At 65.5% G+C, this 16,529-nt stretch carries 14 protein-coding genes; 8 read left to right on the forward strand and 6 right to left on the reverse strand.

What is annotated here, in order from left to right; genetic code table 11:
• Positions 1 to 56 precede the first annotated feature (56 nt).
• Both rpsG and rpsL read right to left on the reverse strand, forming a co-directional pair.
• The gene (rpsG, locus tag U0025_RS17370; RefSeq protein ID WP_004208727.1) at positions 57 to 527 is read right to left on the reverse strand and encodes a 30S ribosomal protein S7; all 471 of its coding nucleotides are present in this window, start codon (positions 525 to 527) and stop codon (positions 57 to 59) included.
• Positions 528 to 542: 15 nt separating this feature from the next.
• The gene (gene rpsL, locus U0025_RS17375) at positions 543 to 914 is read right to left on the reverse strand and encodes a 30S ribosomal protein S12 (RefSeq protein ID WP_004208728.1); all 372 of its coding nucleotides are present in this window, start codon (positions 912 to 914) and stop codon (positions 543 to 545) included.
• A 357-nt stretch (positions 915 to 1,271) separates the two neighbouring features.
• Between rpsL and U0025_RS17380 the strand changes: the two genes are divergently transcribed.
• The 4 genes from U0025_RS17380 (at position 1,272) to U0025_RS17395 (ending at position 5,665) form a co-directional block, all read left to right on the forward strand.
• Positions 1,272 to 3,548: a putative bifunctional diguanylate cyclase/phosphodiesterase gene (locus tag U0025_RS17380; protein ID WP_004208729.1), complete on the forward strand. Its 2,277-nt coding sequence runs from the start codon at positions 1,272 to 1,274 to the stop codon at positions 3,546 to 3,548.
• 167 nt (positions 3,549 to 3,715) lie between these two features.
• A complete protein-coding gene (locus U0025_RS17385; RefSeq protein WP_004208731.1) occupies positions 3,716 to 4,906 on the forward strand; it encodes a M23 family metallopeptidase in 1,191 nt (396 codons plus the stop codon).
• Entirely contained in the window at positions 4,887 to 5,273 is a 387-nt protein-coding gene (locus tag U0025_RS17390; RefSeq protein ID WP_010337288.1) for a bactofilin family protein, read from the forward strand. The genes U0025_RS17385 and U0025_RS17390 overlap by 20 nt, the downstream gene beginning before the upstream one ends.
• Before the next feature lie 77 nt (positions 5,274 to 5,350).
• Positions 5,351 to 5,665 (forward strand): hypothetical protein, encoded by a 315-nt coding sequence (locus U0025_RS17395; RefSeq protein ID WP_072895235.1) that lies wholly within the window; start codon positions 5,351 to 5,353, stop codon positions 5,663 to 5,665.
• Here the strand turns inward: U0025_RS17395 and U0025_RS17400 are convergent.
• The 3 genes from U0025_RS17400 to U0025_RS17410 are packed head-to-tail and all read right to left on the reverse strand — an operon-like array spanning position 5,662 to position 9,009.
• Complete coding sequence (locus tag U0025_RS17400; protein WP_004208733.1) at positions 5,662 to 7,170, reverse strand: YifB family Mg chelatase-like AAA ATPase; 1,509 nt, start codon at positions 7,168 to 7,170, stop codon at positions 5,662 to 5,664. The two genes, U0025_RS17395 and U0025_RS17400, sit on opposite strands and share 4 nt — an antisense overlap.
• Before the next feature lie 49 nt (positions 7,171 to 7,219).
• Positions 7,220 to 7,894: an RlmE family RNA methyltransferase gene (locus tag U0025_RS17405; protein WP_004208734.1), complete on the reverse strand. Its 675-nt coding sequence runs from the start codon at positions 7,892 to 7,894 to the stop codon at positions 7,220 to 7,222.
• On the reverse strand, positions 7,891 to 9,009 hold the full coding sequence (locus U0025_RS17410) for a Ppx/GppA phosphatase family protein (RefSeq protein ID WP_037490575.1): 1,119 nt from the start codon (positions 9,007 to 9,009) through the stop codon (positions 7,891 to 7,893). Before U0025_RS17410 ends, U0025_RS17405 begins: the two co-directional genes overlap by 4 nt.
• Positions 9,010 to 9,345: 336 nt before the next feature.
• Between U0025_RS17410 and U0025_RS17415 the strand changes: the two genes are divergently transcribed.
• The 4 genes from U0025_RS17415 to U0025_RS17430 all read left to right on the forward strand — a co-directional run bounded on the left by U0025_RS17415 (position 9,346) and on the right by U0025_RS17430 (position 16,141).
• Positions 9,346 to 12,678: an autotransporter domain-containing protein gene (locus U0025_RS17415; protein WP_004208736.1), complete on the forward strand. Its 3,333-nt coding sequence runs from the start codon at positions 9,346 to 9,348 to the stop codon at positions 12,676 to 12,678.
• 124 nt (positions 12,679 to 12,802) lie between these two features.
• Entirely contained in the window at positions 12,803 to 13,936 is a 1,134-nt protein-coding gene (locus tag U0025_RS17420; RefSeq protein ID WP_004208737.1) for an endo-1,4-beta-xylanase, read from the forward strand.
• A 70-nt stretch (positions 13,937 to 14,006) separates the two neighbouring features.
• Positions 14,007 to 15,590, forward strand: coding sequence for a Na+/H+ antiporter (locus U0025_RS17425; RefSeq protein WP_004208738.1), 1,584 nt, complete (start codon positions 14,007 to 14,009; stop codon positions 15,588 to 15,590).
• Between the two features lie 5 nt (positions 15,591 to 15,595).
• Positions 15,596 to 16,141, forward strand: a complete 546-nt coding sequence (locus U0025_RS17430; protein ID WP_004208739.1) for a nucleotidyltransferase family protein — start codon at positions 15,596 to 15,598, stop codon at positions 16,139 to 16,141.
• Here the strand turns inward: U0025_RS17430 and U0025_RS17435 are convergent, their stop codons facing one another.
• Entirely contained in the window at positions 16,142 to 16,453 is a 312-nt protein-coding gene (locus U0025_RS17435; RefSeq protein ID WP_004208740.1) for an MTH938/NDUFAF3 family protein, read from the reverse strand.
• Between the last annotated feature and the right edge of the window lie 76 nt (positions 16,454 to 16,529).

The following is a 16,529-nucleotide window of genomic DNA, read 5'->3' on the forward strand; positions in this document are numbered from 1 at the left end:
CGGACCGATTTTGGAAACCAAATAACAAGGCGGGCACATAAGCGCCCGCCCTGCTGTTACCAGCGGTAGTGCGAGAAGGCGCGGTTCGCTTCCGCCATGCGGTGCGTATCTTCGCGCTTCTTGACGGCATTGCCGCGGTTGTTGGCAGCATCCAGCAGCTCACCCGACAGACGGGCGGCCATGGTGGTTTCGCTGCGGTTGCGCGAAGCCGTGATCAGCCAGCGGATCGCCAGCGCCTGAGCGCGCTCGGGGCGCACTTCGACGGGGACCTGGTAGGTCGCACCGCCGACGCGGCGGCTGCGGACTTCGATGCCGGGCTTCACATTGTTCAGCGCGTCATGGAACATGCCGATCGGGTCCTTCTTGGACTTCGCTTCGACAGTGTCGAGCGCACCGTAAACGATGGACTCGGCGACGGCCTTCTTGCCGTCCTGCATGATGCTGTTCATGAACTTCGACAGCACGATATCACCGAACTTGGGATCCGGCAGGATAACGCGCTTTTCGGGGCGACGACGACGTGACATATTACTGTTCTCCCCTTACTTCGGACGCTTGGCGCCGTACTTCGAACGGCTCTGCTTGCGATCCTTGACGCCCTGGGTATCCAGAACGCCGCGAAGAACGTGATAGCGCACGCCCGGAAGATCTCGCACACGGCCGCCACGGATCAGCACGACGCTGTGTTCCTGGAGGTTGTGGCCTTCACCCGGGATGTAGGTGATGACTTCGCGCTGGTTGACCAGACGCACCTTCGCCACCTTACGGAGAGCCGAGTTCGGCTTCTTCGGGGTCGTCGTGTAGACGCGGGTGCAAACGCCACGCTTCTGCGGGTTCGCATCCATCGCAGGGACCTTGGACTTGGTCTTCTGCAGTTCGCGGCCCTTGCGGACCAGCTGGTTGATTGTTGGCATGAAGCCCTTCACCTTTTCAGTTACTTTACCAGACGCCACCTGCGTTCCCCGCCGCGTGGAACCAATGACTCCAAACAGCAAAGGCCCCGACGGAAACAATCCGCCCGGAGCCGCAAGGACAGCCGATAATGTTCAGCTCTAGTGCTTGCCCCGGCAAGCGCGGGAAGAACGAGTCTTCCAGACGCAGAACGCGGGGCAGCGGCCCTATAGCGATGGGGGACGGAAGGGTCAAGCGCAGGACCGGAACGGCCATGGCGACACACCTGCCCACATAGTGAATGACATTTTAGTATTTTGCTAACATGCTGCAGATTATGGGATCTTTCCCCGCAGCCCCCATATCCAGATGGACCAGTCGTGATTGCACTTTCCCGCATTAGCGGCGAATTCCACAGCCCGGAACGCGAGGCCGCCTTCCAGGCCGATCGACTGCCCGAATCGCGGCGCCACGCCCATCTGCTCTTCGCCTTGTCGGCGCTGCTCAACACCCTCTTCCTGCTGAGCGACTGGCGCTTTGCCGGCACGGCCCATTTCTGGGTCGCGGTGCCCGCCCGCCTGGTCGTGGTCTTCTGGTCGCTCGTCAGCCTGGGCCTGTGCCGCTACATGCACAGCTTCAAGGCGGTCGAACGCATCTGTTTCGTCTGGCAATGCATCACCGCCATCGGCGTCGCCTTCCTCGTCTCCTCGCGCAGCGACATCGCCATCTTCGTCCTGGTGATGCTGCCGCTCGTCTTCTATCTGGTGGTGCCGACCAGCTTCCGCGGCAATGTCGGCGGCGGCCTGGGCTGCGGCGTCGCGCTGCTGATCGGCTATCTGGCCCCCGCCCCTCTGTCGCCGACCATGCCCGGCATGATCATGGCGGTGCTGATGCTTCATTGCGGCATGTGGATCGCGATCGCCCGCACCAACCGGCTGCAGCGGCTGGAATGGACCGCCAGCCAGGATGCGCAGGCCGCCCGCGTCGCGCTCGCCGCCAATGGCGAAGCGCTCGAACGACTGTTCATGACCGTGCCCTTGCCGCTGATCGTCATCCGCGACGACGGCACGGTCCTGCGCATGAACGATTCCGCCACACGCAATCTGGGCACCGCGGACGATGTCGCGCGACTGGCGCTGATCGTCGACCATGCCCCGCCGCTGCGCCTGCTCGACCGGCTGACGCGGGGCGACAGCATCGACAATGACGAATGCTGCCTCGCCAATGACGAAGGCATCATCCGCGATGTCCTGCTGGGCGCCCGCCCGATCCTGCTCGCCGGCGAACAATGTATCCTCGCCAGCATCGTCGACATCACCGACCGCAAGCAGGCCGAACGCCATCTTGCCCATCTGGCGATGACCGACGCCCTCACCGGCCTCGCCAACCGATCCCATTTCATGGCCAGCCTGATGCAGGCGGCCCAGTCGACCGAACGATCCGGCGGCCAGATGGCGGTCGTGCTGATCGACGTCGACGAGTTCAAGCGGATCAACGACAGCGCCGGCCATGACGCCGGCGACGCCCTGCTGTGCGCCGTGGCCGAACGGCTGCGCGACTCGGTGCGCCCCGCCGACATGATCGCCCGCATGGGCGGCGACGAGTTCGCCGTTATCCTCACCCGCCTGCGCGGCCTGGCCGATCTCGACACCATCCTCAGCCGCATGATCGCGCGCCTGCACATGCCGCTGCGCCATGGCGGGCGGGACATTGATTGCCGCGTGAGCATGGGCGTGGCCCTCTACCCCGACCATGCCGGCGACATGATCGACCTGATGAAGCATGCCGACATCGCCCTGTATGAGGCGAAGAATAGCGGACGCGGTCGCGCCTGCCTGTTCGAGCCCGGCCTGCTGGAAAGCTGGCAGACCGAGGCGCGGATGCTGGAACGGGCACGCGATGCGCTCGCCCATGCCCAGCCCGTGCCCTGGTATCAGCCCAAGGTCGACCTGCAGGACGGCCGCGTCATCGGCTTCGAGGCGCTGCTGCGCTGCGTCCGTCCGGACGGCACGCTGATGATGCCCGACCAGATATTGGCCGCCTTCGAACATCCCGAGCTGGGCCGCAAGATCACCGAGCGGATGATCGATCAGGTGCTGGCCGATTGCCGGGCCTGGACCAGCGCCGGCATCGATTTCGGCCATGTCGCCGTCAATGTCCCCGGCGTCGAACTGCATGACCGCGCCTTCCCCGACCGGTTGCTCGCCCGCCTCGCCCATGCCGATGTCGAACCGCGCCGGATCGAGCTGGAAGTCACCGAATCCGTCTTCCTCGGCCGCAATGTCGATGTGGTGGAACGCAATCTTCAGCGCCTCAGCCAGGCGGGCATGGCCATCGCCCTCGACGATTTCGGCACCGGCTACGCCTCGCTGTCCCACCTCAAGCAGTTTCCGATCGACGTCATCAAGATCGACAAGGGCTTCGTGCGCGACCTGGAAACCGACCCGGATGATGCCGCCATCGTGCGCACCGTGCTCAACCTCGCCTACAGCCTGGGCGTGAAGACCGTCGCCGAAGGCGTCGAAACGATTGAACAACTGGAATATTTGCGATCAGGTGGTTGCCATTATGGCCAGGGCTATTATTGGAGCGCTGCCGTTCCGGCATCGCAATTACCCAGCTTTCTTGAGCCCTCCCGCTTCGCCCGTCGAAGCTGAAGCGCATCGCGAAAAATATTTTCAAAGCCAGGGAACCAAATGGGACGAAGATCATTTCGTCCCGGTTTAGCTTCGACTCGTCACGAGTCCGCGGCTGCGGATTCGCGCGTCCGATCTTCTTTTGCTACCGGCCCGACTCACCGAAATAAATAGTTACGGGGTCGCAATTGTCGCAGCGCAAGAAGAAGGGGGTCGCCACCCTCTGGGCCAGGCTCAGTGCCTTGTGCCCGGAGCGGGAAATCTTCCTGCGCTCGGGCGGCCAGGTAAAGTTCATCCGCATTTCCAAGCGCGCCCAGTTGCTGGCGCTCGGCATACTGTCGACCGGCCTGGTCGGCTGGGGCGCGGTTACCGTATCGATGCTCGCCAGCAGCGCCGCCGTCGCCCATGACCGCGCGATGCTGGACGCCAAGGGCGCGGCCGTGGCCAGCAAGGCACGCAAGGTCGACGGCTATCGCAAGTCGGTGAACGACCTCGCCCATGACCTGGAAGCGCGCCAGGATTTCATCGACGATCTCTACAAGACCCATTTCGGCGAGCCCGGCGACGCCGCGGCCAATGCCCCGGTCGGCAAGGCGGACGCCGCCACCGAAAAGGGCGGCCAGGGCAAGCTCGACGCCAAGATCAGCATGGCGCCCGAAGCCGCGCCGCTGATGCAGGTCGATGCCCGCCAGCGCCGTTTCGCCGCCCTGCTGACCAGCGCCGTCGAAGCCCGTACGCAGAAGGCCGCCGCCGCGATCCGCAGCTTCGGCCTCAATCCCGACGCGCTCGCTCGCAATGCGGCCCGCGCCCAGGGCGGCCCGTTCGTGCCCTGGCATGGCGATGAAGATGCGATGCCGGCCGAGCTGGAAAAGCTCGCCACCGCGCTTTCCCGCATGGAATTTCTGGAAACCAGCCTGCTGCGCATCCCGTCGGGCCAGCCGACCGGCACGCCGATGCTCAGCAGTTCCTATGGCTATCGCCGCGACCCGTTCAACGGCCACGCCGCCTTCCATGCCGGGCTCGACTTTCCCGGCCGCTATGGCCAGCCGATCCTGGCCGCCGCCCCCGGCAAGGTCAGCTATGTCGGCCAGCGCAGCGGCTATGGCAATGTCGTGGAAGTCACCCATGGCAATGGCATCATGACCCGCTACGCCCACCTGTCCGGCTTCAACGCCCGTGTCGGCCAGCAGGTCGCGCGCGGCGATCAGATCGCCCGTATGGGCTCCACCGGCCGCTCGACCGGCACGCATCTTCATTTCGAGGTGCGCGTCAACGGTGATCCCATCAATCCCCGCCGTTTCCTCGAGGCCCGCAAAGATGTTCTCCAAGTCCAGCAAATCGCCACGGCCCGTCTCGCCGATGTCGGCAACCGGGGCTAAGCACACCCCCTTCTCGCTGATCGGCAGCGACGTGACGATCACCGGCAATCTCGCCGCGACCGTCGACCTGCATGTCGATGGCGTGATCGACGGCGACATTCGTTGCGCCGCGCTGGTCCAGGGCCCCGACAGCCGCATCATCGGCCATGTCACCGCGCAGAGCGCGCGCCTTGCGGGCCTCGTCGACGGATCGATCAGCGCCGAGGAACTGGTGGTCGAAAGCACCGCCCGCATCACCGGCGACGTGACCTATGAGCGGATCACGATCGAGGCCGGTAGCCGGGTCGAGGGTCGCTTTGCGCACAAGGATAATGGCCCGGTCGCGGCCGCCGACCTCAAGCTCATCACCAGCGACAGCGCAGCCTGATCCTTGCTCGATCGATCCTGCTACTAGCTGGAGTTTCCACTACGCGTGGGAGGTGATCGAGACGCCGGAAGCACGACATGATATTTTACCCCAAGATGCAGTTGTCACACCTTCGAGAGATTGGATGGCGCCTGTGGGATCCTATTGGTTTGAAAAATCGCGACGGCACGTGGAATGATGCATGTGCCGACGAATATGACAGCTACTTGCTCCGTGCCGCCGGCATGATGTCGCAAGGCCATTCACGGGCCGAAGTCAGCGCATATCTTGTTCGGATCGCTTCAGATCATATGGGCCTTTCATATGTGAATGAGGCAACGGCAGTATCCGTATCGGACGCAATAGCGAACTACCTGCTCTCACTTCCTGACGGTCCGACGGTCATTGGCTAATTGACCGGCGCGCGCCGGCGATAGCTGAGCGCCTCGGCCACATGCACCCGGCCGACCTGCTCCGCACCGGCCAGGTCGGCGATCGTCCGCGCCACCCGCAACACCCGCGTATAGCCGCGCGCCGACAGCTTCATCGCGGCGGCGGCCTGCGCCAGCAATTGCCGCCCGGCCTCGTCCGGCCCGGCCACATCCTCCAGCCGCTCGCCATCCACCTCGGCATTGGTCCGCACCTTGCTGCCGGCATAGCGCCGGGTCTGCAGCGTGCGCGCCGCCGCGACGCGCGCTGCCACCTCCGCCGATCCCTCGGCTGGCGGCGGCAGCACCAGGTCGGCCGCCGTCACCGCCTGCACCTCGACATGCAGGTCGATGCGGTCGAGCAGCGGCCCGGATACCTTCGCCTGATAATCGCTGGCACAGCGCGGCGCGCGCGAACAGGCCAGCGCCGGATCGGACAAGTGGCCGCAGCGGCAGGGATTCATCGCTGCGATCAGCTGCACCCGCGCCGGGAAGGTCACATGGGCATTGGCGCGCGCCACGCTCACCTCCCCGCTCTCCAGCGGCTGGCGCAGCGAATCAAGCACAACGCGCTGGAATTCGGGCAGTTCGTCCAGGAACAGCACGCCCAGATGGGCCATGCTGACCTCGCCCGGCCGCGCCTTCAGGCCGCCACCGACCAGGGCCGCCATCGACGCGCTATGATGCGGATTGCGAAATGGCCGGGCGCGGCTGATCCGTCCGCCCTCCAGCGTGCCGGCGACACTGGCGACCATCGATGTTTCCAGCGCCTCGGTCGGCGTCAGCTCGGGCAATATGCCAGGCAAGCAACTCGCCATCAGCGACTTGCCCGCCCCCGGCGGCCCGACCATCAACAGATTGTGGCCGCCGGCAGCCGCGATCTCCAGCGCCCGCTTGGCGCTTTCCTGCCCCTTCACCTGGCGCAGGTCCGCCACCCGCAGCGGCGGCTCGACCGCGCCGGGCTGGGGCGGCGACAGTGCGGCCGTGCCCTTGAAATGATTGAGCAGGCTGAGGAGATCGGGTGTCGCCACCACCTCCACCTGCCCCGCCCAGGCCGCCTCGCTCCCCTGCGCGGCGGGACAGACCAGCCCCAGATCCTGCTCGCCGGCATGCAGCGCCGCCAGCAATACGCCGGGCGACGGCGCGGTGCGCCCATCCAACCCCAGTTCGCCGACAACAATGTAGCCCGCCAGCGTCTCGGCATCGATCACCCCCATCGCGCCGAGCAGCGCAATCGCGATCGGCAGGTCGAAATGCGACCCTTCCTTGGGCAGGTCGGCGGGCGAGAGATTGACGGTGATCCGCTTGGGCGGCAGCGACAGGCCGATCGCGGCGATCGCATTGCGCACCCGCTCGCGGCTTTCGGCCACCGCCTTGTCGGGCAGGCCGACGACGATGAAGGCGGGCAATCCCGGAACAAGCTGGCACTGCACTTCGACCGTGCGCGCCTCCAGGCCCAGATAGGCCACCGTCGAAACCGTCGCTACCAAAGGCCCGCCCCCTTCTTCCCCCGTGAAGGCGGCCGATCGCTTGTCCCTGTTACTCTTGCGCGTCCGGCCGTCCCTTGAATCCCTGCGCCACGACATACCATTCGACGCTGCCCTTGCGGCTCGCCGGCGGCTTGGCATGCTTGATCGTGGTGAAATGCTTCTTGAGCACCGCCAGCAGTTCCGCATCGGTGCCACCGGCAAAGACCTTGGCGACGAAGGTGCCACCCTTGCGCAGATTCTGCACCGCGAAATCGGCGGCCGCCTCGACCAGGCCCATGGTGCGCAGATGGTCGGTCTGGGCATGGCCCACCGTGTTGGCCGCCATGTCGGAAATCACCAGATCCGGCTCCTGCCCCAGCGCCTCGCGCAGCAGGTCGGGCGCCTTGTCGTCCATGAAGTCCATTTCGAACAGGGTGACGCCCGGAATCGGATCGACCGGCAGCAGGTCGATGCCGACCACGGCCGCCTTGGGCGCCATCTTGCGGATCACCTGTGCCCAGCCGCCCGGCGCCACGCCCAGGTCGACGACCGCGCGCGATCCCTTCACGAAATGGAATTTCTCGTCCAGCTCGATCAGCTTGAAGGCGGCCCGGCTGCGCCAGCCTTCCTGCTTGGCCTTGTGGACATAGGGATCGTTAAGGTGGCGCTCCAGCCAGCGCACCGACTGCGCGGTGCGCCCCTTGGCGGATTTAACCCGGACCTTGCCTGCGCCAGAACCCCTCACGTCGTTGCTCCATGGCGGTCCATCAGGCCGCGCAATATGCCCTCGCGAATGCCGCGGTCGGCGACGCCCAGTCGCTCGGCCGGCCAGATGTCGAGGATCGATTCCAAAATGGCACAGCCCGCGACCACCAGGTCGGCGCGCTCCGTGCCGATGCAGGGCAATCGCTGCCGATCCGCCAGCGCCATGGTCGACAGCCGTTCGGAAATCGCGCGCATCGAACTGCTCGGCACGATCAGCCCGTCGATCGCCTGCCTGTCATAGCGCGGCAGGTCAAGGTGCAGGCTGGCCAAAGTCGTCACCGTGCCCGACGTGCCCAGCAGCCTGATGCCGGCTTCCCCCTGCGGCAGGCGACGGGCGAGCGGCGCGAAAGCCTCGGCCACGCGCGCGCGCATCCGGCCATAGGCGGCCAGCCGCTCGGTCGGATTGGCATGGTCGAACAATTCACTCTCGGTCAGCGACACCACGCCCCAGGGCGCGCTCACCCAATCGACGATCCGCGGCGCGCCGTCGCAATGGGAATCGACCAGCACCAGTTCGGTCGATCCACCGCCAATATCGAAGATCAGCGCCGGGCCATTGCCCTCTTCCAGCAGCGCATGGCACCCCAGCACCGCCAGCCGCGCCTCTTCCTGCGCGCTGATGATGTCGAGCGCGATCCCGGTCTCGCGATAGACGCGCTGGATGAATTCGGCGCCGTTGCTCGCCCGCCGACAGGCCTCGGTCGCCACCGATCGCGCCAGCGTCACATGGCGCCGCCGCAGCTTGTCGGCACAGACCGACAGCGCAGCGATGGCCCGGTCGATCGCCGCATCGCTGATCCGCCCGGTGGCCGCCAGCCCCTCGCCCAGACGCACGATCCGGGAAAAGGCATCGACCACGATGAACCCGTCCGCTGACGGCTTGGCGATCAGCAGACGGCAATTATTGGTACCCAGATCGATTGCCGCATAGGATCGGCGGTCCCGCGCCGTGTAGGGATAAAGGCCCCGTTGCTTCGACGGGGGCGTAATGGCCGCAGCCTTGCTCCCATTACCCGAACCGGAACGGGCGGACTTGCCCGAAACGCGGCCAACCGGGCCGGAACTCTGCGGCGATGGGCGGCTATGCTGCACCAAGGCCGTACCTCACTTCATCAATCGCCGATCGCGCAAATCCGATCGGAACTTGCCTTCATGCTTAAGCGGAACCGCCCGCTTCCGCAAGTGGGCGGGAAACAAGCCGAAAATCCCCGGCATTTCTTCGACCCATAACATTTGCATAAATTACATAATCGATACCGTTAACATAGAAAACGGCATGACCGCCGGATCAGTCAATCAAGGCTGGATATTCATAACGCAAAGATAACATTGTGTCTTTTTGGATACATGACAGAAACTTTCATTTTTGGGTAATTGTCTTGCGCCTGATAGCTGCATAGCCTCGCCAACGGTCTTTGGGGAGTTAACATCATGCGCATTCGTAAGAATGGCGCGGGCCTGTTGGCACGCGCCGGTCGTTCTGCCCTTTTGGCATCGGCCGCTCTGTCCGCTCTGAGCATCGCACCGGCAGCCCATGCCGTCGTGCCGAACGACAATAATACGCCGGCGGACATCGTCGATGGCACCGATGTGAACGGCGTCGGCATCATGTATCGCGCCGACGGCTATGTCTGCACCGGCACGCTGATCAATCCGCGCACCGTCATTTTCGCCGCCCACTGCGTCAATGACTATGACCCCAGCACCTACAGCACGGTGAATGACGGCATTCCGGTCGCCTTCGCCTTCCAGAGCAACGCCCGCCCCGGCCTCGTCAACTGGATCAACAACGGCTATCGCACCAACACCGCGCTCAGCGTCTACAACGTCAACAATATCGCCTATAATCCGGACTCGCTCGATCCGCCGGCGCTCAGCTTCCTCTATGGCGACACGGCGATGGCCACGCTCGACACGCCGGCCAGCGACGTGCCGACCTGGGCGATGCTCTTTTCCGCCCTGCCCGCGCCGGAAAGCATCAGCGACACGACCGGCACCGGCTATCATGTGACGATCACCGGCTATGGCCGCAGCGGCAGCGGCACTACCGGCAACAGCTATGGCATCGATTATCGCCGCAAGGTGGCCGAGAATTTCCTCGGCATGCTCGGCTCGCTCGACGATATCGACATCTTCCTGTTCGGCGAAGGCGGTGGCTACACCCAGAATCTCTACCAGACCGACTTCGACGATCCGACCCGGACCAACGAATTCGACTTCAATGTCTTCAAGGACGATGCGCTTCCCAATGAAGGCAATACTGCCGGCGGCGATTCCGGCGGCCCGCTGATCCTCGACCAGACCTTTGACCAGAAGGTGGTGCTGGGCGTCCTGTCGGGCGGCAGCCGCTACTTCCTGGAACAGCCGCAAAGCTCCTATGGCGGCTCCGCCTTCTATCAGCCGCTCTATCTCTTCTGGGACTGGATCGCGCAGAATAATCCCTATCGCTATGCCACGGCCAAGGCCGGCGACGGCAAATGGAGCGACGCCAGCCACTGGGTGACGGCGCTCGACCCCAATTACATGATCATCGACAGCAACGGATCCTTGGTGAACGGCGTGCCGACCACGCCCGGCGCCGGCGCCTTTGGCGAGGATGATGCGCAAAAGTTCGGCCAGGTCTGCTACCAGCCCAATGATGGCTCGGACGACGCCTGTTACGATGTCGGCACCGACACGCTGCTAATCAATGGCGAGCCGGTCGAGGCGACCGACGCGACCACCACCAGCGGCAGCAAGACCGTCGCCAACAACAAGGGCAAGGTCGAGATTGCCGAACGCAGTCCGTCCGATGGTGCCGCCAGCCTGGCGGACGCGACCATCGTCGAGGCGCAGGCGGAAGGCGATGCCGTCCTGCCCGCCGCGACCCTGGCCAACGGCCTGCCCGGCGCCACCAATTTCGTGCCGAACAATATCGACCCGGTCGCCGCGCAGGGCGTCGTCGGTCGCTATTATGACGTCACGCTGAGCGCCGCCGGCAAGACCACGCTCGACATCGACGCCACTGTCGATCGCTTCACCATCTCGGGCACCGGCTCGACGCTCGACGTCACCAGCGCCGGGTCGCTGACCAGCCTGATGGACATCAATCATCTCGCCGGCGTGGTGAATGTCGATGGCGCGGTCGCAACACCGGGCGACTATCTGCTGCTCTCGGGCCTGCTCTCGGGCAAGGGCACGCTGCGCACCCCCTATTTCACCAACATCATGGGCGTGGTCGCGCCTGGCGGCATCGGCACGGTTGGCACGCTCACGGTCGAGGGTAATGCCATCCTCTCCTCGGGCAGCACGCTGCATGTCGACCTTGGCAGCAGCGGTTCCGATCTGCTCGCGGTCAAGGCCACCGATGATGTCGAAGGCATCGCGGCGGTCGATGGCAAGGTCGTCTTCGGCGCGGCGACCGGCGCCAAGCTGCGTTATGGCAGCCGCTACACCTTCCTGACTGCGGAAGGCGGCGTCGAAGGCACGTTCGACACACCGACCAACATCAGCGCGATCCTGAAGCCCGTCCTGACCTATGGCGCCAACAGTGTCAGCGTCACGATCGATGCCGGCACCTATGCCGGCGTCGTCAATGGCGGCTCGCAGGTGCAGACCAGCTTTGCCCGCCTGCTCGATCAGAACCGCGCCCTCTACGGCAATTATGCCACCCTCTATGGTGAGGCCGACCTGCTGAGCGTCGCCGCGATCCAGGCGTCGCTCGAAGCCATGGCGCCGCGCACCGAAGCGCTCCGCACCTCCATGTCCGAAGTGTTGAACGACAATATGGCCCGCTTCTATCGCGATCGCCTGGCACGCGTCAGCGGCGGCAGCATGGGCGGCACGCTGACCATGACCGGTCAGCCGCTCCAGCTCGCCGCGCTCAGCATGAACAATCTCAACCTGGGCATGGATCAAGGCGGCGGCAACGAAACCGTCACCCAGGAAAATGCCCTGCCCGATGACGTCAGCGCCTTCATCGCCGGCGGCTATATCGACGGAAAGAGCGATCCGATGCGGGGCGCCATCACCACCGGCCGCGACAAGTTCGACGGCTGGTATGGTGCGGCCGGCATCGAAAAGATGATCGGCGACGATGCCGTGATCGGCCTGGCCGCATCCTATAGCGAGCTCAAGGGCAATACCGGCATCGGCGACACCGCCCGCGCTCGCCTCTACCAGGCCACCGTCTATGGCAATTGGGATCTGGGCGGCGTGGTTCTGGATGGCGTCGGCAGCGCCGGCACGCTCACCAGCAAGACCAAGCGCGCCTTCGCGGTGGGCACCACCCCCTACACGCTGCGCGGCAGCGACCAGCAACTGGCCCTGTCGGGCGAGATCGGCATCGGCGCGCCGCTGGGTGGCGACGCCTTCACCATCACGCCGCGCGCCTCGCTGCGTGGCGCCTATATCAGCGGCGGCAACCTCGCTGAATATGGCGGCGACACCGCGCTGGTGATCCATCGCCATGCGATCCAGAGCGCGCAGGGCCGACTGGGGGCCACGGCGAAGATCGATGTCGGCGGGTTCAAGCCTTATCTGACCGCCAATTATGTCCATGAGTTCCGCGACCAGCCGGCCTATTTCCTGGCCAATTTCGTCGGCGGCACCGGATCGCTCGCGCCCTTCGCGCTGGGCGGGTCGGACAAGAATTGGGGCGAAGTGGGCGGCGGCCTGACCCTCAGCACCGGCAATGTCGACATCAGCCTGTCGGCCGACACCACCGCCTGGCGCGGCAACCTCAGCTATCAGAGCTATCGCGCCGCACTCAAATTCCGCTTCTGACAGCAGCTCCCCGGCAACAGAAGCATTGGGCCGTCCCGCATGGGGCGGCCCTTTTTTTTTGCGGGCAGCCTCCTCGGGCCAATTACCGATTGCCTCTGCGCCTCTCCGCTCGGACAAATGCAGCATGAAAGACCATGGCCCGCCCCTGTCCCGCCGGCACATGCTGTCGCTGACGGCGGGCGCCATCCCGGCCCTGTCCTGCGCGCCCGGCCTGGCCGTCGCGCCGCCTTCCGGGCTCGACGCCATCGCCCGCAGCCGGGGCCTGCGCTTTGGCACCGCCGTATCGCCCACCCATCTGGACGATCCGGCCTTTGCCCAGTTGATCGTCCGGGAATGTTCGGTGCTGACCGCCGAGAATAATTTCAAATGGAAATATCTCGAAGCCAAGGAGGGTCAGCGCAACCCGGCAAAGGCGCTGCGCGTCCTGCGCTTCGCCAGCCGCCATCGCATGTCGCCGCGGGGCCATACATTCGTCTGGAATCAGGATGATCGGGTACCCGGCTGGCTGATCACCAATGAGGCGGCGCTGGCGCAGAAGGGGGGCGCGCCGCTGATCGCCCTGATGAACGATCATGCCCGCTATCTTGCCACCACCTTCCCCCAGATCGAATCATGGGACTGCGTGAACGAGGCGTTCGTCGTCCAGAGCGGACAATTGAAGAACTCGATCTACACCCGCATCCTCGGCATGGGCTTCTTCGACCTCGCCTTTCAGCTGATGGCGCAATATGCCCCCCATGCGCAGCGCGTCTATAATGGCAATATGAGCTGGGAGCAGAATCCCGATCATCGCAACGCCGTGCTGCGCGTGCTGGAACAGGCGCTTAAGCGCGGCGTGCCGGTCAACGCCATCGGCATCCAGAGCCATCTGGGCAATACGCTGGGCCGTGGCCGCGACGAACGGGCCTGGAATCGCTTCCTCGCCGAACTGGACGCCATGGGCATGACGGTGCTGATCACCGAACTGGATTGCGCCGATCGCCATCTGAGCGATCGGGAACCGGCCAGGCGCGATGCCGAGATCGCCGCCTTCGTGAAGGGCTATCTCGACATCACGCTCAGCCATCGCAATGTCTCCCAGATCATCTGCTGGGGCCTCAGCGATCGCTATTCCAATCTCAATCGCGACAGCTATCCGACCAAGAGCCGCCGCCCGGATGGCCTGCCCATGCGCGGCAACCCCTTTGACGATGCGCTGCGGCCCAAACCCCTTTATGATGCGATCGCCGCCGCCATCGCCGCCTGTCCGGTGCGATGATCGGGCGGACCGCTGGACAGGATCGGCCACCCGATTAGGGTAGGGCGATCGACAGACAGGGGCCAGGCCGATGCATCCGGTGGAATTGTTCGAACTGCTGGTGGCCATGCTGCTGGCGATCATCGCGCTTCATTATGCCGCGCATCGGCTGGGCCTGCCGCCGGCGGTCGCCTTGCTGACCGGCGGCACCTTGCTCGCCTTCGTGCCCGGCCTGCCGGTCATCTCGCTCGATCCCGAACTGGTGCTGGTCATCTTCCTGCCGCCGCTGCTGATGGACGGCGCCTGGTTCATTGCACTGGGTCATCTGCGCCGCCACCTGATCGGCATCATGTCGCTGGCGATCGGCGCGGTGATCTTCACCACGCTCGTCGTGGCCGCGGTCGCCCATGCCCTGATGCCGTCCCTGCCCTGGGCCGCCTGCGCCGCGCTGGGCGCGATCGTCTCGCCGCCCGACGCCATTGCCGCCCGCGCCGTGCTGCAACGCGTCCATCTCCCGCGCCGCCTGTCGGTCCTGCTGGAGGGCGAAAGCCTGTTCAACGACGCCAGCGGCCTGGTCCTCTTCCGCTTCGCCATCGCCGCCGTCGCCACCGGCAGCTTCAGCGCGATCGCCGGCCTCGAAAGCTTCATCCTGCTCGCCGTCGGCGGGCTGGTGGTCGGCGGCGCGATCGGCGCCATCTGGGTGCTGCTGGTCCGGCGGCTGGGCGACGATTATCTGATGATCGCCTCCTCCATGCTGGTACCCTGGTCGGCCTATCTGCTGGGCGAAGCCTTCCATGTCTCCGGCGTCATCGCCACCGTCGCCGCCGGCCTCATCTGCGGCTGGTATCAGCATATCGTCTGGTCCGCCTCGGTGCGGATGCGCGGCACCGCCTTCTGGGCGGTGATGATCTTCCTCATGGAAGCGACCGTGTTCATGCTGATCGGCTCGTCGCTGCGCGGGGTGGTCGACCGGGTCGGCGGCTTTGCCGTCGTGCTCGACAATATGGCGGTGCCGGTCCTGCTCATCCTGCTCGCCCTCACCGCCGCCCGCTTCGTCTGGGTGTTCGGCTCGGACGCCATCATCATGTTGCTGCGCGCGATGGGCCTGCGCCGTTACAGCCCGGTCGGCCCGCGCGGCGCCACCGTGCTCGGCTGGGCCGGCATGCGCGGCGTGGTGACGCTGGCGGTCGCCCTCTCCGTACCGGAAGGCTTTCCGGGGCGCGACTTCCTGCTGGTCGCGGCCTTTGGCGTGATCCTGGGCACCGTCCTGATCCAGGGCACGACGCTCGGGCTGCTGATCCGCTGGGCGGGCCTCTCCGACCCGATTCATGATCGCCCCCGCCTCAGCATGAGCGATGCCGAAGCCGCCATCGCCAAGGTCCAGGCCGTGCGCGTCGAACAGCTCGCCTATGACGAGGCGGGCGAACTCATCCACCCGCAACTGCTCGAACGCTATCAGCGCCGCGCCGTCCTCTCGAAAAACTATGCCGGGCAGGAAGACCAGTTCGCCGACCGGCTCCACGCCCATTTCGACCTGGTGCTGGAGGCGATCGCCGCCGGCCGCGCCGAACTGCTGCGCCTGCACCGCGCCGGCGACATTGACGAACATGTGCTGCAGGAATTGGAGCGCGACCTCGACCTGGAGGAACTGACCGCCTGGTCGATGAAGTCGTAATCCGCATGGAAGCGCGGTTGCGCGACCTGCTGAACGCCGATCCCTGGCGCATGGCGATCCTGCATCTGCTTCGCTCGCTTGTCCTGCCCGATGGCTGGGTCGCCGCCGGCTTCGTGCGCGATGCGGTCTGGGACCATCTCCACGGCCACGCCCCGTCGATCCCCGTCGGCGATATCGACATCATCTGGTTCGATCCCGCCCGGACCGATCCTGCGCTCGACCGACAGATCGAGCAGCAACTGGCCGCGTTGCGCCCGGACATCGACTGGTCGGTCAAGAATCAGGCAAGGATGCACATGCGCAATCGGGACGCACCCTATGCGGATGCTGCCGACGCGATGCGCCACTGGACCGAGACGGCGACCGCCATCGGCGTCCGTCTGACGCCCGACGACCAGCTGGAGGTCAACGCCCCCTTCGGCCTTGATGATCTGTTCGGCTTGCGGCTGGTGCCCGGCCCGGCCTTTCTCGGCGCCAGGCGGGCGATCTTCGATGCGCGGGTGTGCGCCAAGCGGTGGTCGGCGCGCTATCCCCTACTACAGCCCGGCTGATCAGAGCGGCAGCAGCGCGCCCACGATCCAGCGTTCCTCGGCGCGCAGCACGCCCCAGGCACGGGCGGCGGCCCGGCTGTCCATCGCCTCGACGCCGATGCCGCGTGCTTCCAGTTCCCGCACGAAGGCGCGGGGCGGCTGTTGCAGCCCGCTGCCGGTGCCCAGCAGCAGGAATTCGGGCTTCAGTTCCAGATGGTCGAACAGGTCGCCCAGCGCCGCGATGCTCATCGCCGACACCGCCGGCGCCTGCATCCAGGCCAGTGCCCGGACGGGGCTGAGCAACAGCCCGTCCGGGAAGACATCGTCCTTCACCCGGAAGCCCCGGCCCTGGAAGCCGGTGACGATTGGACCCTGGCCGCTATCGTCGCGGCGCAGTTCGATTCCGGTT

The organism is Sphingobium yanoikuyae, from assembly GCF_034424525.1.
Classification (GTDB): domain Bacteria; phylum Pseudomonadota; class Alphaproteobacteria; order Sphingomonadales; family Sphingomonadaceae; genus Sphingobium; species Sphingobium yanoikuyae.

Bases quoted from the DNA above. Each gene is read 5' to 3' on its own strand.
- rpsG (WP_004208727.1), bottom strand. From the start codon at position 527: ATGTCACGTCGTCGTCGCCCCGAAAAGCGCGTTATCCTGCCGGATCCC.
- rpsL (WP_004208728.1), bottom strand. From the start codon at position 914: ATGCCAACAATCAACCAGCTGGTCCGCAAGGGCCGCGAACTGCAGAAG.
- U0025_RS17390 (WP_010337288.1), top strand. From the start codon at position 4,887: ATGTCGGCAACCGGGGCTAAGCACACCCCCTTCTCGCTGATCGGCAGC.
- U0025_RS17395 (WP_072895235.1), top strand. From the start codon at position 5,351: ATGATATTTTACCCCAAGATGCAGTTGTCACACCTTCGAGAGATTGGA.
- U0025_RS17415 (WP_004208736.1), top strand. From the start codon at position 9,346: ATGCGCATTCGTAAGAATGGCGCGGGCCTGTTGGCACGCGCCGGTCGT.
- U0025_RS17420 (WP_004208737.1), top strand. From the start codon at position 12,803: ATGAAAGACCATGGCCCGCCCCTGTCCCGCCGGCACATGCTGTCGCTG.
- U0025_RS17425 (WP_004208738.1), top strand. From the start codon at position 14,007: ATGCATCCGGTGGAATTGTTCGAACTGCTGGTGGCCATGCTGCTGGCG.
- U0025_RS17430 (WP_004208739.1), top strand. From the start codon at position 15,596: ATGGAAGCGCGGTTGCGCGACCTGCTGAACGCCGATCCCTGGCGCATG.